The organism is Sorangium sp. So ce185 (assembly GCF_051526825.1).
GTDB lineage: Bacteria > Myxococcota_A > Polyangia > Polyangiales > Polyangiaceae > Sorangium > Sorangium cellulosum_D.
The window spans coordinates 7718818-7739095 of the sequence record NZ_CP150316.1; the positions used below are offsets into that span (position 1 = coordinate 7718818).

The 20278-nt window shown below is 71.7% G+C and carries 18 protein-coding genes; 12 read left to right on the top strand and 6 right to left on the bottom strand.

The genetic code is table 11. The features are described 5' to 3' along the window. Positions 1–698 precede the first annotated feature (698 nt). From WMF26_RS28090 to WMF26_RS28120, 7 genes are all read left to right on the top strand, one after another. A complete protein-coding gene (locus WMF26_RS28090; protein ID WP_437995182.1) occupies positions 699–1913 on the top strand; it encodes an epoxide hydrolase family protein in 1215 nt (404 codons plus the stop codon). Further along, positions 1910–2617 carry a hypothetical protein gene (locus WMF26_RS28095; protein ID WP_437995183.1) on the top strand — a complete coding sequence of 236 codons (708 nt, stop codon included), beginning with the start codon at positions 1910–1912 and terminating at the stop codon, positions 2615–2617. Before WMF26_RS28090 ends, WMF26_RS28095 begins: the two co-directional genes overlap by 4 nt. Positions 2618–3099: 482 nt before the next feature. Then, positions 3100–4146, top strand: coding sequence for a hypothetical protein (locus WMF26_RS28100; RefSeq protein ID WP_437995184.1), 1047 nt, complete (start codon positions 3100–3102; stop codon positions 4144–4146). 153 nt (positions 4147–4299) lie between these two features. Beyond that, positions 4300–5301 carry a hypothetical protein gene (locus WMF26_RS28105; protein WP_437995185.1) on the top strand — a complete coding sequence of 334 codons (1002 nt, stop codon included), beginning with the start codon at positions 4300–4302 and terminating at the stop codon, positions 5299–5301. Between the two features lie 263 nt (positions 5302–5564). Then, positions 5565–6152, top strand: coding sequence for a hypothetical protein (locus WMF26_RS28110; protein ID WP_437995186.1), 588 nt, complete (start codon positions 5565–5567; stop codon positions 6150–6152). A gap of 314 nt (positions 6153–6466) precedes the next feature. Further along, the gene (locus tag WMF26_RS28115; protein WP_437995187.1) at positions 6467–7711 is read left to right on the top strand and encodes an AAA family ATPase; all 1245 of its coding nucleotides are present in this window, start codon (positions 6467–6469) and stop codon (positions 7709–7711) included. Next, positions 7708–8973, top strand: a complete 1266-nt coding sequence (locus tag WMF26_RS28120; RefSeq protein ID WP_437995188.1) for a vWA domain-containing protein — start codon at positions 7708–7710, stop codon at positions 8971–8973. The genes WMF26_RS28115 and WMF26_RS28120 overlap by 4 nt, the downstream gene beginning before the upstream one ends. Before the next feature lie 54 nt (positions 8974–9027). On the opposite strand, the gene WMF26_RS28125 is transcribed toward WMF26_RS28120, so the two are convergent. Beyond that, the gene (locus WMF26_RS28125; RefSeq protein ID WP_437995189.1) at positions 9028–9471 is read right to left on the bottom strand and encodes a hypothetical protein; all 444 of its coding nucleotides are present in this window, start codon (positions 9469–9471) and stop codon (positions 9028–9030) included. Next, on the bottom strand, positions 9468–10352 hold the full coding sequence (locus WMF26_RS28130) for a DUF2391 family protein (protein WP_437995190.1): 885 nt from the start codon (positions 10350–10352) through the stop codon (positions 9468–9470). The genes WMF26_RS28125 and WMF26_RS28130 overlap by 4 nt, the downstream gene beginning before the upstream one ends. 211 nt (positions 10353–10563) lie before the next feature. Here WMF26_RS28130 and WMF26_RS28135 point away from each other — a divergent pair, with 211 nt between their 5' ends. Next, positions 10564–11250: a polysaccharide deacetylase family protein gene (locus WMF26_RS28135; protein WP_437995191.1), complete on the top strand. Its 687-nt coding sequence runs from the start codon at positions 10564–10566 to the stop codon at positions 11248–11250. A gap of 143 nt (positions 11251–11393) precedes the next feature. Then, a complete protein-coding gene (locus tag WMF26_RS28140; protein WP_437995192.1) occupies positions 11394–12710 on the top strand; it encodes a glycosyltransferase in 1317 nt (438 codons plus the stop codon). Positions 12711–12764: 54 nt separating this feature from the next. Here WMF26_RS28140 and WMF26_RS28145 read toward each other — a convergent pair whose 3' ends face one another. Then, positions 12765–13244: a hypothetical protein gene (locus tag WMF26_RS28145; protein WP_061628431.1), complete on the bottom strand. Its 480-nt coding sequence runs from the start codon at positions 13242–13244 to the stop codon at positions 12765–12767. Positions 13245–13414: 170 nt separating this feature from the next. On the opposite strand from WMF26_RS28145, the gene WMF26_RS28150 reads away from it, so the two are divergent. Continuing rightward, positions 13415–14158 carry a hypothetical protein gene (locus tag WMF26_RS28150; protein ID WP_437995193.1) on the top strand — a complete coding sequence of 248 codons (744 nt, stop codon included), beginning with the start codon at positions 13415–13417 and terminating at the stop codon, positions 14156–14158. A gap of 49 nt (positions 14159–14207) precedes the next feature. Here WMF26_RS28150 and WMF26_RS28155 read toward each other — a convergent pair whose 3' ends face one another. The 3 genes from WMF26_RS28155 to WMF26_RS28165 all read right to left on the bottom strand — a co-directional run bounded on the left by WMF26_RS28155 (position 14208) and on the right by WMF26_RS28165 (position 17479). Further along, on the bottom strand, positions 14208–14717 hold the full coding sequence (locus WMF26_RS28155) for a MerR family transcriptional regulator (RefSeq protein ID WP_437331513.1): 510 nt from the start codon (positions 14715–14717) through the stop codon (positions 14208–14210). Continuing rightward, positions 14714–15697: an aldo/keto reductase gene (locus WMF26_RS28160; RefSeq protein WP_437995194.1), complete on the bottom strand. Its 984-nt coding sequence runs from the start codon at positions 15695–15697 to the stop codon at positions 14714–14716. Before WMF26_RS28160 ends, WMF26_RS28155 begins: the two co-directional genes overlap by 4 nt. A 111-nt stretch (positions 15698–15808) precedes the next feature. Next, positions 15809–17479 carry an NTP transferase domain-containing protein gene (locus WMF26_RS28165; RefSeq protein WP_437995195.1) on the bottom strand — a complete coding sequence of 557 codons (1671 nt, stop codon included), beginning with the start codon at positions 17477–17479 and terminating at the stop codon, positions 15809–15811. A gap of 205 nt (positions 17480–17684) precedes the next feature. Between WMF26_RS28165 and WMF26_RS28170 the strand changes: the two genes are divergently transcribed. Then, positions 17685–18146 (top strand): (2Fe-2S)-binding protein, encoded by a 462-nt coding sequence (locus tag WMF26_RS28170; RefSeq protein WP_437339525.1) that lies wholly within the window; start codon positions 17685–17687, stop codon positions 18144–18146. Continuing rightward, a complete protein-coding gene (locus WMF26_RS28175; RefSeq protein ID WP_437995196.1) occupies positions 18143–20278 on the top strand; it encodes a molybdopterin cofactor-binding domain-containing protein in 2136 nt (711 codons plus the stop codon). The genes WMF26_RS28170 and WMF26_RS28175 overlap by 4 nt, the downstream gene beginning before the upstream one ends.

The following is a 20278-nucleotide window of genomic DNA, read 5'->3' on the forward strand; positions in this document are numbered from 1 at the left end:
CCGACATCTTTTCGATCCTGAGATCGTTGCTTGCAGATCTGGCAGCTCGCCGCCGGGACGGGGGAGTGCTCGGTTGCGGCGACCGGCCCCCGGAGGCGGGTGGTGGCCGGATTTGAACATGAAGGCGGGAAGGCGGGAAGAAAAGATCAATGATCTTCCTGCCTTCCCGCCTTCATGTGAATCACTCAGGGGCGAATTGGGCCACCACCCGGAGGCGCGAGCGCTCACCCGGGTTGGGTCTGCGCTGCGCTGCCGCGAGCGCTCACCCGGGTTGGGTCTGCGCTGCGAACCCGGGTTGGGTCTGCGCTGCCGCGAACCCGGGTTGGGTCTGCGGGGCCTGCTCCGCAGGGGCGCTCACCGGGACCGGGTCTGCGCCCGTCCGCACGCCGGTGAGCGCTGCGCCGGCCGGACCGGAAGCACAAAAAAACAGAGCGCCCATTCGACGGCGGGGGGGGAAGCCGTCACGGGCGCTCTGGCCTCCGTAGTTAGCAGGATGCGGGCCAGGGTTGGTCCCCGACGACTTCATGGGGTTACCCCTAAGGACACCCCCGACACCTTTCGATCCTGCGAACCCTGCTTTCACTCCTGGCATGCCGGCAGCTGTGCCCGCATCGCCTCGGCAGCTCCGCCACGACCGCGCACGACCGAGCGACCGCACCCGGGTTGACCAACCGTACATCGTACGTTACATCGTACGCATGAGCTCTCCCTTGCCCGTGGACAGCGACATCCAACCTTTCCGCATCGACATCCCGCAGGCCGCGCTCGACGATCTGCGCGATCGCCTCGCCCGCACCCGCTGGCCCGACGAGCTGCCCTCCGCGGGCTGGTCGTACGGCGTCCCGCTCGGTTACTTGAAGGAGCTCGCCGCGTACTGGCGCACCACCTACGACTGGCGCAGGCACGAGGCGGGGCTGAACGAACACCCGCAGTTCACGACGACGATCGGCGGCCAGCGGATCCACTTCCTCCACGTGCGCTCGCGCGAGCCCGGCGCGCTGCCGCTGATCGTGACGCACGGCTGGCCGAGCTCCGTCGTGGAGTACCTCGACGTCATCGGTCCGCTGACCGATCCCCGCGCCCACGGCGGCGATCCGGCGGACGCGTTCCACCTGATCATCCCCTCGCTCCCGGGATACGGGCTCTCCGGGCCGACCCGCGAGGCCGGGTGGGGCGCGCGCCGGATCGCCCGCGCCTGGGCCGAGCTCATGCGAAGGCTCGATTACCCGCGTTACGGTGCCCAGGGCGGCGACTGGGGCACGTGGATCTCCCGCGAGGTCGGCCTCGTCGATCCCGAGCACGTGATCGGCGTGCACACGAACGGCCTCGTCTCGTGGCCGTCCGGAGATCCCGAGGAGCTCATTGGCCTGACGGACGCCGAGCAATCCCGGCTGAAGGCGGCGGACTACTACCTGCGGGAGCTGTACGGCTACAAGAAGATCCAGTCGACCCGGCCCCAGACGCTGGCCTACGCCCTCTCGGATTCGCCGGTGGGCCAGCTCGCCTGGATCGTCGGCGTGCTCAAGGAATGGACCGACTGCAAGGACACCCCCGAGGACGCCATCAGCCGCGATCGCATCCTCACGAACGCGATGCTGTACTGGCTCACCAACACGGCGGCCTCGTCGGCTCGCTCGTTCGTGGAGACCCCGGACACGCCGGACGACGCGGATCTCTCCGAGGTGAAGCCCTCGACCCTGCCCACCGGCGTCGCGGTGTTCCCGCGCGACATCATCGCTCCGATCCGCAGGTTCGCCGCCCGCGACAACACGAACATCGTGCATTGGTCCGAGTTCGACCGCGGCGGCACCTTCGCGGCCCTGGAAGAGCCCGACCTGTTCATCGGCGACGTGCGCGCCTTCTTCCGCCGCTTCCGCGGGGGCGCGACCGGCGCGAAAGGGGTGATCTCATGAGCGAGGTGACGACGATTCCCGTGCTTCCGTGCGCGTCGATGCCCGAGACCCTGGCGTTTTACGGCGCCCTGGGCTTCGAGGTCACCCACCAGCAAACGACGCCGAACGTGTACGCGGCGACGCGCCGGGGCGACGTCCACCTGCACTTCATGGGCCTCAAGAGGCTGGATCCCAGGGAGTCCTACAGCACGTGCCTCGTGCTCGTCCCCGAGGTCGAGCGCCTCCACGAGACCTTCTCGGAGGGCCTGCGGCGGGCGTATGGCAAGGTGCCGGTCGCCGGCTTTCCCCGGATCTCGCGCATGAAGAAGGGGCAGAGTCGCTTCACGGTGGTCGATGTCGCGGGCAACTCGGTCATCTTCATCCGGCGGGACGCGCCGGACGACGACGAGGCGGGGTCGCGCTCGAGCTCGAGGCTGGGCCGGGCGCTGGGCGCGGCGGCGCGGCTGCGCGATTTCAAGAACGACGACGCCGCCGCCGCCAAGGTGCTCGACGTTGCGCTCGCCCGGAAGGAAGACGCGGACGCCCCGCTCGAGCGAGCGCGCGCCCTCGCGGCGCGGCTCGAGCTCGCCGTCGCCCTGGGCGAGGAGGCGCGGGCGCGCGCGCTGCGCGCCGAGCTCGACGAGGCGCCGCTCTCCGAGGAGGAGCGCGCGCAGATGAGGCCCCTGCTCGATGCCATAGACGCGCTCGAGCGATCGCAGCGATAGGAGCGCGGCGCCGCGGCTCGTCGCTGGTCGTGCGGGGGGGCTGCCGAGCCACCCGGCCTCCTCCCTCCCTGGGGTCCCACGTTCCTTCCCGCCTTTGCCCCTCACGTCCAGCACGTTCCGACGCGGCCGTAGACCGCTCCCCTGCGACACGCCTTCCGCCATCCGGGGCGAGATTCTCGCACGAGACGCACGACGCACGAACATTGATAATTTCGTGAGCCAAACCGGAATGGCATCGATGCATTGAGGGATCACAGCAGATTGGGCTTTCCTGTGCTCACCGACCCAAGTATGGATTCGGCGTGCGCGATCCCCGTTCTCTCGATCGACGCGTGCGCCACGCGCCCTGGCCGCGCGGGCCCGCCGGCGTGAACCGGCGTGAGCGCGAGGAGCGGTTGGAGAGGCAGCGCCGAGCGGTCAGCGCGGCGCATTGATCCCTGTCCGACGGCCAGACCGAAACACGCCAGAAAAGGGCCACGACGATGACGACAAGGAAGTACCCGATCTCGCTTGCGCTCGCGCTCGCTGCTGCCGGGAGCTTCGCAGGCTGCTGGAACAGCGGCCCTGTCCAGATGTTTTCGTGCGACCACCCGTGCTACGGCCTGGACGCTTACGAATGCGACAAGCCGTGCGCCGTGTGCAAGGGCGCGTGCGTGGAGCTGCCCTACCTCGGGTTCGACGATCCCATCCTGCTCTGGAGGGGCGACCCGGCCGACGGGGGGTCTGCGCCGGAGTGCCCCGCGGAGACGCCAGAGCTCGTGTTCGACGGCTACGGCGGCTTCGCCGACGCGCACAGCTGCCCGACATGCCGCTGCATGCAGCCCGCCTGCGAGCTGCCGCCGGCCCTCCGGGGGCGCGCCTCCGCCACGTGCGACGGGACGACGCCCATGTCGTTCGACGCCCCCGACGGGTGGAACGGCGCGTGCGCCACGATCGCCTCGGGCGAGCTCGGCTCGCTGGTCATCCCGGCGCCGACGGTGAGCCCCTGCGCGCCGACGATCGATCCGGGCGGGCCGCCGCCCGAGCTGCCTGCCCCGTTCAGCGTGCGGGCGCGCGGCTGCTCGGGCTCGGCCGACGAGCGCGCATGCGCCGATCCCTCGAAGATGTGCGTCGCCTCGCCCGCGCAGCGGCCGGAGGGCTTCGCGATATGCATCCGCTACCTCCGCCAGGGCGAGCCGAAATGCCCGGAGCATTACCCCGAGCTGCAAGCGCTCTACACGGGCTTCGACGACACGCGCAGCTGCTCGCCGTGCGAATGCGACCCGCCCGAGGGCAGCGCGTGCTCCGCGTTCGTATCGATCTACGGGGACGGCAGCTGCGGCCGGCTGCTCGGCGCCGAGACCGTGACGCTGACCGGGCCGAAGTGCGTCGCAGGGCCGGACTTGCAGCTCGGGAGCATGACCGCGGAGTGGCTCACGAACGAGCCCGGCACCTGCGCCCCGACCGGCGGAGTCGCCGCGGGGGAAGTGACACCCAAGGGAGCCACGTATTTTTGCTGCCAGTCCGACGAGGTCGTCGCCATCCCCTGATGACCTCGCTCGCCGCTCACGCCTGCTCGACCCGGACGCGCGCCTCTGTCCTTCACAGAGCGCAGGTACCCTTTTCACCGGGGACGCCACTTCGTGTACCCGGGCGCGCGCTTCGCGGCTATAGAAGCGAATCACGCGGAAGGGAGAGCGGATATGCGAATCGCACGATGGTGCTTCTGGATGGCGCTCGCGGCGAGCGGCTGCAGCGCGTCCGGCGACGGTACGTCCCCGGCAGACACCAGCCAGACCACAGGGGCCGGCGATAGCAGTGACAACGGCGCCGGCAGCGGCGAAGGCAACGGCAGCGGCGCGGGCGGCCAGGACGAGACGTTCGGCGCCGGCGCCGGGACCGGCGGGAGCCATGGGGGCAGCGAAAGTGAGGACGGCGACAGCCGGTGCATCGAGCGGGCGGCCCTCGTGTATGTGCTCACGCAGGACAACGAGCTCTACAGCTTCAGGCCCGATCGCAAGGAGTTCACGAAGATTGGTGTCCTGGGTTGCCAAACCAGCATGCATCCCAACTCGATGGCGGTCGATCGCGACGCGGTGGCGTGGGTCAACTACGTCTATGGCGACGACAGCGAAGGCACGCTGTTCAAGGTCAGCACCGAGGACGCAAGCTGCGAGCCCACGGACATGTCGCTCTCGGAGGGGTGGTCCCGGCTGGGGATGGGCTTCTCGAGCGATCTCTCCCGCCCGGACGCGGAGCAGCTGTTCGTGGCGGGCGCGACCGGCACGCCGGGCGTCGGGCTCGGGAGGATCGACGGCGCGTCGGTGACGCCGGTCGGGGAGTTCAGCGGCTCGCTGCGCGGCGCCTCGGCGGAGCTCACCGGCACGGGCGACGGACGCCTCTTCGGCTTCTTCACCACCACGCCGGTCCAGCTCGCCGAGATCGACAAGGAGACCGGCGAGATCCTCGAGGCCACGGATCTGCCGGGCATCGAGACCCCCAGCGCGTGGGCGTTCTCCTTCTGGGGCGGCGACTTCTATTTCTACACCGCGCCGGACGACTTCCAGTCCCCGTCGCGGACCACCAACGTGAGCCGCTATCGGCCCTCGGACGGCTCGATCGACCCCGACTACATGACGAACATCGGCTTCCGCATCGTCGGCGCCGGCGTCTCGACCTGCGCCCCGCTCGAGGTGCCGCGCTGAGGGCCTGCCACGCGCGCCACGGCGCGCTGGCACGCCTTTGCGCATCGGTGGACGACAGAGCGCATCACAGCCCGCGTCGGGCCGGACGTGCAAGGGTCGCCCCTCGGGCGCTCCCCGACGCACCCTAGGCCATGGGACCGAGACCACCGGGAACGGATGCGGCCCTGGCGAATCCGATCCTCGCGATAGAGACGTCTACCGCTCCGGCGCCCCCGGCCTCACGTTCGGTGTGCCCGACCAGGCGTGGAGGTGCTGCGATGCGGATGAGGCTGCTCCCTGTGCTCGCGCTCGCCCTGCCGCTCACCGCAGCGTGCGGGGCGGCGCCGGGCGCCGATCACCCGGCGCGCGAGGACATCTTCGATGCTGCGGGGCCGAGCGAGTTCATCCTGCTCACCGCCCGGGGCGAGCTCGTGAGCGCCGACGTCGAGCCGGGCCGCGTCGTCGGGCCGGACGTGAGCCTGGGCGTGTACGCGGCGGACGGCGGGCGCGACGGGCAGGCGGTCCGGGGCGTCGCGTTCAACCGGCCCGTGAGCGTCACCGCGACCGGGCAGGCCGCGACCGGCATCGTCGGCGCCATGCCGCTTCAGCTCTCGGTGACCCGGGCGGAGGCAGGGCTCCGCGCGCGCGGCCTCGTGGCCGGCGCCCTCTCCGACTACCGGCTGGACGACCGGCAGCTGGCCGGTCGCATCGGGCGATGCAGCTACGAGCTCACCCGGACGGGGCGCACCTACGAGGGTGCGCGCAGCTGCGGAGGCCAGCCTCATCGCGTGACCGTCCTCCTGCCACGCGGGCTGTCCTCGTGGAACGACGCCGCGCTCGCGACCACGCTGGGGCTGCTCCTCGGCGCCTGAGCGCGCCGCCAGCCGTCGCGTGGCGCGTCGCGTGGCGCGCGGTGGCGAATGACAGGCCGCGCAGCGGCTGCTAGAGCTCGGGTCCACCTGGCAGGACGAGAGCCGAGCGCCCGCCGGGCACGGAAAGGCCGAGCATCCTGGGCCCCAGGCCTCGGAGGTTCTTTCTTCGCTCCGCGCGCGCCGCACCCTCCTCTATCTCCGTGACGAAGCCCAGAACCGATGGAAACGCGCCGGGCAGGCCGGCCGCGGCGACGCCACCCACCCTCCTCGAGGGGCGCTCCGCGCCCATCCCAATCGGGCCGCGGCTCGAGGCCGTGCTCGAGCTCGCGTACCGCGCGCGGCGCGCGGTGCTGCTCGAGGGCCCGACGGGGATCGGCAAGAGCGAGCTCGTCCGGCAGCTCGCCGAGCGGCTCGGCATCGCCACCGTCGTGCTCGACCTGAGCCTCCTCGAGCCGCCCGACCTCGTGGGCCTGCCGGTCATCCGGGACAACCGGACTGCCTACGCGGCGCCGTCGGTGTTGCCCCAGGACGGCGCCGGCATCCTGATGCTCGAGGAGCTCAACCGGGCGGAGCGGTACATCCAGCAGCCGGCGCTCCAGCTGCTCAGCGCCCGGCGGCTGCACGAGTACGAGCTGCCCGCGGGCTGGGTGTGCTTCGCCGCCGTGAACCCCGAGTCGGCCGACTACCAGGTGACCCCGCTCGATCGCGCGCTCCGGGCGCGTTTCCTCAACCTCAACGTCCGCGCGGACCGGGCATCCTGGCTCGCCTGGGCGCAGGTGAACGGGATCCACCCGGGCGTGATCGCGCTGGCGCAGGCCCACGAGCGCATCCTGGACGACGTCCCGCCGCGCACCTGGACGTACGCGTCGCAGGTGCTGAGCGCGCTCCGCCCCGAGGAGCTCGCGGACGGCGTGCTGCTGCGCGACGCGCTCGGCGGGTACCTGCCGCCGAGCTGGGTGGAGCTCCTGCTCGCGTCGAAGGACACCTGGTCGACGCGGCTGCCGTTCGACCTGCGCGCGCTGCTCGCCGACTACGGGCCGACCTCGCCCGCGGGCAAGGCGCTGCGCGCCGCGCGCGAGCGCGGGGAGACCGACCGCTTCGACGAGGTGACGACGCGGCTCGCGCCGCTGCTCGAGGGGCCGGAGGTCGGCGTGCTCGCGGCGCAGCGGAAGCTGTCGCTCGCGGCGTTCGAGGCGCTGCTCGCCGACCTGCCCGGCGACCACCGCGAGCGCCTCCAGGACGCGCTCGGCGGCAACGCGACCGCGACGCAGCTCATCGACGTCCGCCCCGAGGAGCTGCTCCAGAACTACGCGGGCAGCGCCGCCGAGCAGAAGGTGCTGGCGTGGCGCGCCGATGCGCTGCGGCAGCACCGGGTGGGGCTCGTCGTGACCGCGCTGTCGGCGCACCTGGCGCAGCAGGCGAAGCTCGTGGAGGTGCGGCGGAGCAACGTCGCGCGGGCGTGCCTGGGCCAGCTGCTCGCGCAGCTGCCGGAGCGCTGGGCCCTCCGGCTGGCGGGGGCGCTGAAGAAGCACGGCGTCACGCCCATCCGGCCGCAATGAGGCGGGGCAACGAGGCGGCCAAGCCGGCGCCCGAGGGCACGGAGCGCCGCGAGGTGCCCGAGGACGAGCTCGCGGCGTGGCTCGACGCCTTCGTGCGCGATCCGGGGTTCCTGGAGCGATACCCCTGCTACGCGGCGATCCTCGGGCGGCTCGCGCCGGTCGCGGACCCCTCGGTCAGGCGCATGGCGGTCTCGATGTTCGAGGGCCGCTTCTTTCTCCACGTCAACGTGGAGTCGTTCATGAACGAGCCCCTGTTCCTGCGCGGCGTGCTCCTGCACGAGGTGCACCACGTGGCGCTCGGGCACCTCTGCCACCCCAAGTTCGCGGGCGCGGACGAGCCCGAGCTCATGGATCTCGCCCTGGAGATGTCCGCCAACGAGTACATCGAGGAGCCGCTGCCCGATCCGATCCGCTGGCAGCCCTACGCCCCGCTCGGGCTGCGCGGCGGCCAGAGCACGCTCGAGCGCTACGAGCTGCTCGTGCGGGCGGCGCGCGAGGGCAAGCTCCCGCAGCGGGGCGGCGAGGCCATCGACGACCACCGCGTGCTGCGCCGCCCCTCGCGGGAGCCGGGCGCGGTGGAGCAGACGCGGCAGCTCCTGCTGCGCGCCGCCGAGGAGGCGGGCGCGCTCGCGGGCGACGGCGACCCGGCGGACCTGCCTGGCCTGACGCTCGCGGGCAAGACGCCCGGCCGGCTCATCGAGGAGCTCACCGACGTGCTCGGCCCGCGCGCGACCCCGCTCGACTGGAAGACCGCGCTGCGGATGTTCGTGGCCCGGGAGCGCGCCCCGGTGCACACGTACGCGCGGCCGAACCGGCGCTTCCCGGGCCGCGTCGGCGAGGTGCCCGGCAGGACGTACGCGCCCCGGGCCATCGCGAAGCCGTCGGTGCTCGTGGCGATCGACACGTCGATGAGCATGCGGCGCGACGAGCTCGAGGAGATCGCGCGGCAGCTGCAGGCGATGAGCGAGGTCGCGCGCATCACCGTGGCCGAGTGCGACACGGAGATCGGGCGCGTGTACGCCTTCGACGGGCGGCTCGGCGACGTGGGCGGCCGCGGCGGGACCGATCTGCGCCCGGTGTTCGCGCCGGAGTTCCTGGCGGCCCGGCGGGTCTCCGGCGTCATTTACTTCACGGACGGCGCCGGCCCCACGCCGCCGGCGCCGCCGCCGCTGCCGGTGCTGTGGATCCTGACGAAGCCGCTCGAGTTCGCGTGCCCGTGGGGGCAGCGGGCGTGGCTGGATCGGAAGCCGCGGCGGGGGTGACGGCGGCGGGCAGGGTGCGGTGTCCGCGGCTCGACGCCTGGGCGGCGCGCGCCTTCACTTCACCTGGTAATGCAGCGGCCTCGCCTCGATCGCCATGCCCCTCGGGTCGCTCGGCACATAGAAGTACAGCTCTTGCTCGGAGTGCTTGCCGAGGTAATCGATCGTCGCCTCGACCCGCTCCGGCCCCGGCGCTCCCGGCGGCGTGTACCGGAGCTCGACCCCGAGATCGCCGAGCATCTGCCTGCCTCCGTTCTTCACCCGGACCGGCAAGAGCCACGCGCCGCCGTGCTGCTCGGCCCGCTCGGGCAGCGCCTTCACCTCCGGCACGACCGAGCCGCGGGCGCTCGTCAAGCCCGAGTGCACCAGGAACACGATCAGGGCGAGGATCAACGCCGTGCTGACCGCGAGCGAGACCCACTCGGCCAGCTGACGGCGTACCCGCCTGCCCTTCCCGCGCCCGCCAGGGCGCTCCTCTCGCTCCCGCCCGTCGTCGCTCACACCACCAACCTCCCCGCCGCGCCGCCGACGATCGCCGGCAGGCCGAGGGTTACCACGCTGGCCACCAGCGTCGACGGATCGCTCGTCGCCTCGCGCTCTCCGATCAGGCAAAGCAGCACCAGCGCCATCAGGAGCGACACGGCGCACGTCATCAAGGTCTCGAAGGCCCGGCTCTGGAACAAGCTCTTGACGTACACGTCGTGCCGCTCGAACCCGGACGCGAACAGGATGACATAGCACAGCGCGACGCTCACCCCGACCATCGCGAGCTGCCGCCACGGCGAGAGCCGCGACGCGATCATCACGATCTCCTCCGTCGAGGCGATGTTCATCGTGAAGAGCAGCGAGCCGGCCATCGCGGCGGAGAAGTCCCGCAGGTCCGCCCTGAGCTGCAGCGCCTCCGGCTCTCCCTCCGGCGCCTTCTCGCCGTCCTGCGGCTCATCCCCCGTGCGCGATTTGCCCCGGACCTGCGCGTTCGCGAACGCCGCCCCGATGCTCACGGCGGCCGCCTGGAGGAGGATCTCGCCGACGACCTCGCTGGGCGCGCTGTCGAGGGAGATCTCGCCGACCAGCGCCAGGATGGCCGCCGAGAGGACGATCCCGATCCCGACCGACGTCACCGCTTCCATGGCGGTGCCCACGACGGTGTCGTCGCTCCGGAACCCGGACTCCAGCGAGGACAGGAAGCTCACGATCAGCGTCAGCGCCAGGATCGCCCCGAGGTGCCACGCCGAGAGCATGGTCCCGCGGAACCACATCTCCATCGTGTACAGAAGGGGCATCCCCACGATCGCTCCGCCGGCGACCGCCGCCGACAGATCCCGCGCCTCCTTTCGCCACCCGTGCGGATCGTTGCTCTGCTGCGCGCTCGCTTCGACCATAGGACGCCGTCGCTTGTACACCACGTCTGGCCAGCGTCAACGTCTGCGACGCACGTAGACGCAAGCGCGCAGCAACAACCGTGACGTTGCGAAGACACCTCATCTTGCTAAATATGCAAATTCGACAATCGCGGTAATGCCGATGCGCTCCGCGCCCGAGATGCGGAGCCGGCGGACCGACGCTCGCTCGCGGCGCGAAGAGGGGGGACGCATGAGCTTTTTACGGCAGGCAGCAAAGCAGGTCGCGACGATGGCGGTTTCCCGTCGCATGCTCATGGATCGCGGACCGTCATCCAGGACGCGCTCGCTCATCGCCGGTCATTCCGGCCGGAGCGCCGCCGAGATAGCGCTGACGTTCGATGATGGCCCCCACCCCGAGCACACGCCTCGACTCCTCGACTGGCTCGCCGAGCACAAAGTGCTCGCGACGTTCTTCGTCCTCGGCACAATGGCCCGGAGCCACCCCGATCTCGTGCGCCGCATCGTGGCGGACGGACATGAAATAGGCAACCACACCTACACGCATGTCTCGCTGGAGCATGCGTCGCCTCAGCTGCTGCGCGCGGAGGTGGGGACGACGCGCGCGCTCCTCGAAGATCTCACGGGGAACCCATGTCCGCTGTTCCGTCCGCCTTGGGGGAAGGTCTCGGCCCGCGCGCTCCTTCAGCTCTGGAGCGACGAGCACACCGTGGTCCTCTGGAACGCCGATCCGCGCGATTACGCGATGAGATCGTCCGAGGCAGCGGTCGCGTGGTGTGCACGATACACACCTCGGAGCGGGGACATCATCCTCCTTCACGACACGTCGACGGTCGCGAGCGCGCTCGTTCGCGAGCTCGTGGAGCGCACGAGCCGGCAAGCCGTTCGTTTCTCGCGAATATCCCAGTACATGGCGTAAACGACTTGTGTGAGTGTGGGGGGGGATTCATGCTCTTCGACGATAGCGTTCATTTTCGTGCCATAGGACAGCACAGGGCGGCGAGCGGCGCGGATGCCAAGGACGAGCCCGCTGTCCATCGAGCAGCCAGGACCCGGCGGCTGTTGCTCATCAGCTATCACTTCCCGCCTGTCGGCGGGGCTGGGGTGCAGCGCCCCGTCAAGTTCGTGAAGTACCTGCGTCGCTTCGGCTGGGAGGCCAGCGTGCTCGTCGCGGCCAACCCATCCGCGCCGCTCTCGGACGAGAGCCTGCTGCGCGACATCCCGGCGGAGACGCACATCGCGCGCGCGAGGACGTGGGAGCCGAGCTACAGCATGAAAGCCAAGCTCGCGCGCGACGCGGGCAGCAAGGCGACCGCGCCAGGACCGCGCCGGCGCCTCGTCGGGGCGCTGCGCGGAGCGACCACGCTCGCGCTGCAGCCCGATCCGCAGGTGCTCTGGCTCCCCTCGGCGCTGCGCGCCGGCGGCCACCTCCTGCGCACGATCCATCACGACGCCATCCTCGCGACCGCCCCGTCGTACTCGAACCTCCTCCTCGGAGCCCTGTTGAAGAGGCGCTTCGGGCTGCCGCTCGTCCTCGATTTCCGAGATGAATGGGACATCAGCCAGCGTTTCCTGGAGAACGCGCGCCAGGACGCTTTCTCCTGTGCCGTCCAGCAGCGGATGCAGCGTTACATCCTGCGGCAGGCCGACGCCATCGTGTGCACGACGAAGTCGAGCGCCCAGCGGCTTCAGGACCGCGCTCGCGAGGCAGGCAGCCACGCCGCGTCCACCTGCATCTACAACGGCTTCGACGAGGACGACATCGCCCCCGGGCCGGCCGCGACCGATATCGCCAGGCCAGATCGCGACGTCTTCCGGCTCGTCTATACGGGCACGCTCTGGAACCTGACCAACGTCGAGCCGCTGGTCGCGGCGATCGAGGTGCTGGACGCGTCCGCGCCGGAAAGGCTCGCGCAGCTCGAGCTCGTCGTCGTGGGCCGGAGGACAGAGCAGCAGGAGAAGCTGCTCGACCGCATCAAGAAGACGCGATGTCGCCTGCGCCTCGATCCGTACTGCGACCACTCGCGCTCGATCGCCTGGATGAAGTCCGCCGACGCGCTCTGCGTGCTCCTGAGCGACGTCGAGAGCGCATGCCGCGTCGTGCCCGCGAAGATGTTCGAGTATCTCTCGATCGGAAAGGAGATCCTCGCGATCGCCCCCGACGGCGAGGCGGCCGACATCATCAAAGCGCACCACGCGGGGAGCCACATCCATCCGGGCGACGTGCTCGGGATCGCGGGCTGGCTGCGCGAGCGCGTGCAGGGCGGGCGGCGCGCGCTCCCGAACGATAACGCCGTCGAGATCGCGCAGTTCAGCAGGGAGCGGCTCTGCGAGCAGCTCGCGCGCCTCCTGGATCAGCTCCCCATGGCGGCGCCCTGAGGCGCGGCGCGCCGCCGCGCTCCCCGCCCGTCCACGTCGCGTCGCTCCTGCTCGCTACTGCGCGCGGCGGAGCGTGGCCACGCCCTTCCAGGGCGGCGTCTGGGCGTACACGATGAGCTCTCCCTGCTCCGAGAACTCGCACAGCGCCTCGTAGCCGATCCCCGCCTCGTCGTAGGAGATCAGCTTGAACCGATCCCACGCGGGGTCGCGGATCTCGTAAGCGCGGTCGACGTGGAGACCCGGCGAATCCGCGAGGATGCGCTTTCCGTCGAAGCGGACGATCAAGTGCGCGTACTGGAACTCGAGCATCGACGCGAGCATCGGCTCGAGCGGGACCTCGGGCTCGAACCGGACGAGCCGGAAGCTGCCCCGCAGGCGCGCGTCGATCGACGCGATGGCGGCGGCCGCGTCGGGGCCCTGGGACGCGCTGGAGCCGCAGCCGGCGGACTGCGCGGCGAGCACGGCGGCGCAGGCGAGGAGGAGGAGGCGGGAAGCGCGGAACGCTCCGGAGGGACGGCTCACCGGGGGCGACATGGGGCGGAGCTTAGGGCGAGCGGGCGAGCAGCGCAAAGCGCAGGACCCGCGCGCGCTTGCGCGGATCTCGCGCGCTCCGCACAATCAAGCGAGCGAGCCGGCCAGCGCCCGACGGCCCGGCCGGGCGGCGCCGCGGCCGGGGTGGGGCCCGCGCTCGCTCCGGGGGAGCCATGACCGACGTCCTGCGAGGCACCGATTTCGTCGCACGCCTGCCCGAGCGCGCCTGCGCCACGCGCGAGGACGCCGTCCTGGAGGCCGTTCAGGCCGGCCACCTGGCGCCCATCGACTGGGTCCCGGTGCACAGCGAGCACGGCGAGCACCGCGCGACCTTCCTCGTGAGCGCCGACGCGCTCCGCGTCGGCGACGCGCAGGACTCCGTGCGGATCAACGCGTCCGCCAGGACGACGCAGCGCATCGCGGACCTGCTCGAGTGCGCGATGCTGACGACCCGCCTCTGCGACCTCGTCTGGGAGCAGGCCACGGTGCGGATAAAGCCGTGCATCGGCGCGCCGGATCCCACGATGGCGAACACCTCGCGCATGCTGGAGCACCATCGCCGCGTCGAGGAGCGGGTCGCGGGGCGGACCGGGCTCATCGAGAACGTCGGCAAGCACTGGGTGCTCACCAACCGCCTCGCCGGGAGCCGCGATCGCGCCGCCAACTACGGCTGGTACGACCCGGGCGCCGCCCACCGGCACGGCCGGCACCCCCTGTGGCAGCCGCTCGGGCTCGCGCACGACCTGGATCACGTGGACTACTCGCAGGTCGTCCGGCTCGTGCGGCGGCGGTGCACGGTCGACGGCGCGGAGCGCGATCTCCTCGAGGTGATGACCGACCCGGCGCTCGCCGGCCTTGTGTCGTCCGAGGGCCCCTTGCGCGTGCTCCGGCAGCCCGGGGTGCCGGAGGGGGCGTGATCGCCGCGCGCCGCGGGACGCCCGCTCGACGCGGGCGCCGCGGCGCTGGTCACGACGCGCGGCGGCGCGCGCTCTGCTTCTCGAGATCCAGGTACAGGAGCACCTTCTTCTCGATGATCGCGAGGTGCGCCTGCTGCTCGGCGAGCTTCGCGGCCACGTCGTCCCGGTGCGCCTCGAGCAGCGCGCGCCGCTCGGAGATCGTGTCCTCGCCGCGACGCACGAGCGCCGCGTAGGCGAGCATGCGGCGGATCGGCATGCCGGTCGCGTGCAGCTTGCGGAGGAACTCGACCCACCGCACGTCGTCCGGGCCGTAGCGGCGGTGGCCGCTCCGCGCCCGCGCGACGGGCCGGATGAGCCCGATCCGCTCGTAATAGCGGAGCGTGTGCGCGCTCGTCCCGGTCGCCGCGGCGACCTCGGCGATCGTGAGCGCGCCGTCCGCGCCGGAGCGCGGCGCGCCGGCCTTCCCGAAGCGCGCCGCGCCGTCCGCGCCGGAGCGCGGCGCGCCAGCCTTCCCGGAGCGCGCCGCGCCGAGGCGCGGTCTGCCGGCCGCGCCGCTCACTGGTTCACGAGCCTCATGCCGACCTCCGGATAGCGCGGACCGGCCGCCGCGCCCTTCGGCGCCACGGCGTCGAGGCGGCGCAGATCGCCCTCGGTGAGCTTGATCCCCTCCGCGGCGACGTTCTCCTCGAGGTAGCTGCGGCGCTTCGTGCCGGGGATCGGGACGATGAAATCCCCCTGCGCGAGGACCCATGCGAGCGCGAGCTGCGACGCCTTCACGCCCTTCTCCCGCGCGATGTCCTCGACCTTCGCGACGAGATCGAGGTTCCGCTGGAAGTTCTCCCCCTGGAAGCGCGGCGCCATGCGGCGGTAGTCGTCCGACGCGAGGTCCTCGAAGCGCTTGATCTGCCCCGTGAGGAAGCCGCGGCCGAGAGGGCTGTACGCGAGGAAGCCGATGCCGAGCTCGCGGCACGTGGCGAGCACGTCGTCCTCGGGATCCCGCGTCCAGAGCGAGTACTCGCTCTGCACCGACGCGAGCGGGTGCACCGCGTGGGCGCGCCGGAGCGTCGCCGAGCCCGCCTCCGAGAGGCCGATCGCGCGCACCTTGCCGGCCTTCACGAGCTCCGCCATCGCGCCCACGCTGTCCTCGATGGGCGTCTTCGGATCGACGCGGTGCAGCTGGTAGAGATCGATGACGTCGACGCGGAGGCGCCGCAGGCTCGCGTCGCAGGCCGCCCGGATGTACTCCGGCGCGCCGTTGACGCCCCGGACCGTGACATCGTTGGGATCGCGGACGATGCCGCACTTGGTCGCGAGGACGATCCGATCGCGCCGGCCCTCGATCGCCCGGCCGACGAGCTCCTCGTTCGTGAACGGCCCGTACATGTCCGCGGTGTCGAGCAGCGTGACGCCGAGCTCGACGGCGCGATGGATCGTGGCGATCGACTCGGCGTCGTCGCGGTTGCTGTAGAAATCGCTCATGCCCATGCAGCCGAGACCGAGGGCGGAGACCTTGAGAGGACCGAGCTTGCGTGTGTGCATGGTTGGGCTCCTTGTAGGCCGCGGGGGTGGGCCGCGGCGCTTCGACGCAGGCCACCGTAAGAGTTAGAGTGCGCTCGAAGTCAAGGGCGGCCGGAGCGACCTCCCCGGCGATCAGCAGCCCGGCGGGTTCGCCGGCGCGTGGCCGCCGAGCGCGCGCACGTCGTCGGCCGTGTCGACGTCGATCGCCCCGCCCGCCCAGTCGATCGCCACGATGCCCTCGGCGCGCAACAGCCGGCCGGCGCCCTGGTCGCCCTCGAGGCGCGCGAGGGCGCCCCAGCGAGATCGGTCGAACACCGCCGGCGCGCCCACGACGCCGCTGAAGCGCGACGCGGCGACCGGAGCGCCCGCCAGCCACGCGTTCCGCAGGGCGGTGAGGTGCTCGACCGTGATCAGCGGCTGATCCGCGAGCGCGATCAGGAGCGCGTCGGCCTTCGAGGCCTCCGCCCACCGGACCGCGGCGCGGATCGAGGAGGCGATGCCCTCTTCCCAGCCGTCGTTCGCGATGCGCGCGACGTCGAGGTCGCCGAGCGCGCGCGCGACCGCGCCGGCGTGGGCGCCGAGCACGACGCCGACCGGCCCGGATCGCGCCTCGACGCACGCCGCCGCCACGCGCCGGACGAGCGGCGCCCCGCCGAGCTCGACGAGCTGCTTGGGGCGCCCGAGGCGACGTGAGCCGCCCGCGGCGAGCACGGCCAGCGCCAGGCCGGCGTGCAGCGGGCGGACGCGGTCGCGGAGCTTCCCCCCCTGCGCCCTCCGCGCGACGGCCTGGAGCTCGCCCACGACCGAGAGCGCGATCTGCTCGGGCGTCTCGGCGCCGAGATCGAGCCCGATGGGCGCGTGGATCCGCGGATCGTCGCCGGGGCCCTGGCCGATCTCCGCGAGGAGCTCGCGCGTGCGGCGCGCGGGCCCGAGCACGCCGATGTAGCGGGCGCGCGACGCGAGGGCGGCCGTGAGCGCGTCGCGATCCGGCGTGCGCTGGTGGTGCATGATGACGACATACGCCTCGGCGGCCGCGTCGATGAGCGCGCGCAGGCGATCCATCGCGCCGCCGGTGGCGATGACGCGGTCCGCCGCGGCGAACCGGGAGCCCTGGCGAAGGACGGGCACCGCGACCGTGACCCGGAACCCGACCGACGTCGCGAGCGAGACGATGGGCGCCGCGTCGTGGCCGCCCCCGAGCACGAAGAGCTGCGGCGACGGCGCGATCTTCTCGACGAGCGCGGTGATCCCCAGCCCGTCCAGCTCGACGACGCCGGCCGGCCCCCGCGCGGCGCGCTCGATCGCGGCGCGCGCGGCGGGATCGGTCACCGGGTGCGCGAGCGCGCACGGCGGGCCGAAGGCGAGGCGCGCGCCGACCCGGACCGCGTCGACCGTCGAGCGGATCACCGTGACCAGCGTGCCGGTGGTCTCCTCGGCGAAGCACGCGCCGGCGAAGGCGAGCGCGTCGTGGGTCGCCCCGGCCTCGACGCGCTCGAGCAGCACGTCGACGACGCCGTTGCAGCCGAGCCCGACGCCCCACGGCTCTCCGTCTTCGGTGGTCGAGTCGTACGTGACCACCACGGCTCCATCGCGGCACCGGTGCTCTCCGCGGAGCATGACGTCGCCCTCCAGGCAACCGCCGCTCACGCACCCCGACAGCCAGCGATCGCCGGCGACCAGCATCCGCGCGCCGGGGCGCCGGTACGACGACCCCGACACCCGCACGACGGTCGCGAGCAGAAACGGGGACCGGTCCGCCACCAACTTCGTCGCTTCCCGCACGATCCGCTCAAGCTCGTTCATGCGCCTGGCATCATCATCCTTTCGCGATGCTCCCGCCAGGGCGTTCCTCGCCGCCGGACGCAACGTCGTACGCAACTTCGCGCGCGACCGCCGCCCCCTGGGGCGCCGCGGGGCGACGGCGCGCCGCCGGCCACGGTGAAGAACTGATAAAACCAAGGTCGCTCGCTTGACGCCGCACGAACGCAAAAGTAAGGCGAAAGCGGCCATGAAACTCCATATCAACGGCGTTGTTCGCGAGGTCGAGGCCGCTCCGGAGATGCCTCTGCTCTGGGTGCTCCGGGATCTGTTGGGATTGACCGGCACCAAGTATGGCTGTGGCATGGCCCAGTGCGGCGCGTGCACGGTCCACATCGACGGTAAGCCCGCGCGCTCCTGCGTCCTGCCGGTGTCGAGCGTCGGGGCGCGCAAAGTGACGACGATCGAGGGCCTGTCGGCCGACGGGTCGCACGTCGTGCAACAGGCGTGGGCGCAGGCCGATGTCGTCCAGTGCGGGTACTGTCAGTCCGGGCAAATCATGACCGCGGCCGCGTTGCTCGAGCAGAAACCAGAACCGACCGACGCCGATATCGATGCGGCGCTGTCCGGAAACGTGTGTCGGTGCGGGACCTATGTGCGCGTGCGCGAGGCGGTGATCCTCGCGTCGCGCCTCAAGCGAGGTGGTAAGTGAGCGTCTCCCGGCGCGACTTCTTGCAGGTGGCCGCGGGCTCTGCGGCGGGGCTCCTGCTCAGCTTCTACGTGCCGCAGGGGGTCCGCGCCGCGCCGAAGGCGGCGCAGCCGCAGCCCCTGTCGCCGAACGCGTTCGTGCGCATCGGAACGGATGAGTCCGTGACCGTGGTGCTCGCGCACTCCGAGATGGGCCAGGGCATCTGGACCGGGCTCGCGATGCTGATCGCCGAGGAGCTCGAGTGCGACTGGTCGAAGGTGCGGTCTGAGCACGCGCCGGCCGCGCCGGTGTACGGCCACCCGGTGATGCACTTCCAGATGACCGGCGGGTCGACGAGCACGAACGGCGAGTTCGATCGGTATCGCACCGTCGGCGCGATGGCGAAGGACATGCTGGTGCGCGCGGCGGCCGCCCGCTGGAAGGTCGCGCCCGCGGCGTGCGTCGTCGCGAAGGGGGTCGTCACCCACGGCAAGGATCAGCTGACCTACGGCCAGCTCGCCGAGGAGGCGATGAAGCTGACCCCGCCGGCGAAGGTGAAGCTGAAGGATCCCAAGGACTGGAAGCTAATCGGCACCCTGGTGCGCCGCATCGATACGCCGGAGAAGATCACGGGCAAGGCGCAGTTCGGGATCGACGTGCAGTTCCCCGGGCTGCGCACCGCCGTGGTGCTCCGCCCGCCGGCGTTCGGCGCGAAGCTCGCGAAGTACGACGCGGCCGACGCCCTCAAGGTGCCCGGCGTCGAGAAGGTCGTCCCCACCGCGAACGGCGTCGCCGTCGTCGCCGCGCATTTCTGGGCGGCCAAGCTCGGGCGCGACGCGCTCCGCGCCGAGTGGACGAAGCCCGAGGGGGGCGGCGCCGACAGCGCCAGGCTGATCGACGAGTTCCGCGCGCAGGCGCGCAAGCCGGGCCCGGTCGCCCACCAGGTCGGCAAGGTCGAGGACGCCCTGGCCGCGGCCAAGTCGCGGATCGAGGCGGAGTACGACGTGCCCTACCTCGCGCACGCGCCGATGGAGCCGCTCAACTGCACGGTCAAGATCGAGGGCGATCGCTGCGAGATCTGGACCGGCACGCAGTTCCAGACCGGCGACCAGATGGCCGCGGCGAAGATCCTCGGGACGACTCCCGAGAAGGTCCAGATCCACACGACGTTCCTCGGCGGCGGCTTCGGCCGGCGCGCCAGCCCCGTGGCGGATTTCGTGGGGGAGGCCGTGATGGTCGCGAAGGCCGCCGGCGTGCCGGTCAAGGTCGTGTGGACGCGCGAGGACGACATGCGCGGCGGCTATTACCGCCCCGCGTACGTCCATCGGGTGCAGGTCGGCGTCGACGGCCGGGGCATGCCCACGGCGTGGGATCACATGATCGTGGGCCAGTCGATCGTCGCCGGTACGCCGCTCGAGTCGCTCGTCGTCAAGAACGGCATCGACCACACCTCGGTGGAGGGGGTCGGCGACTCGCCGTACCTCGCGGGCATGCCCGCGCTCCGCGTGTCGCTGCACTCGCCGAGGACGCCGGTGACCGTGCTGTGGTGGCGCTCGGTCGGCAACACGCACACCGCCTTCGCGATGGAGAGCATGGTCGACGAGCTGGCGCACGCCGCCGGGCAGGATCCGCTCGCGTACCGCCTCGAGCTGCTGAAGGACAAGCCGCGGCACGCCAACGCGCTGAAGGTCGCCGCCGAGAAGGCCGGCTGGGGCACGGCGCTGCCGCCGGGGCGGGCGCGCGGGCTGGCGATGCACGAGTCGTTCGGCTCCATCGTCGCCGAGGTCGCCGAGATCTCGATCGAGAAGGGGCGCATCCGCGTTCACTCGGTCACCTGCAGCGTGGATTGCGGCACCGCGGTGAACCCGCTCGGCATCGAGGCGCAGGTCCAGGGCAGCGTCGCGTTCGGCCTCACGGCGGCGCTCTTTGGCAAGCTCAACATCGTCGAGGGGCAGGTCCAGGAGAGCAACTTCCACGACTATCCCATGCTCCGGATGGCCGATATGCCGCGCATCGCCGTCCACATCATCCCGAGCAAGGCCACGATGGGCGGCATCGGGGAGCCGGCGACCGCGCCGATCGCGCCTGCCGTGGCGAACGCGGTGTTCGCGTTGACGAAGCAGCGGCTGCGCTCCCTCCCGTTCCGCCTCGCCTAG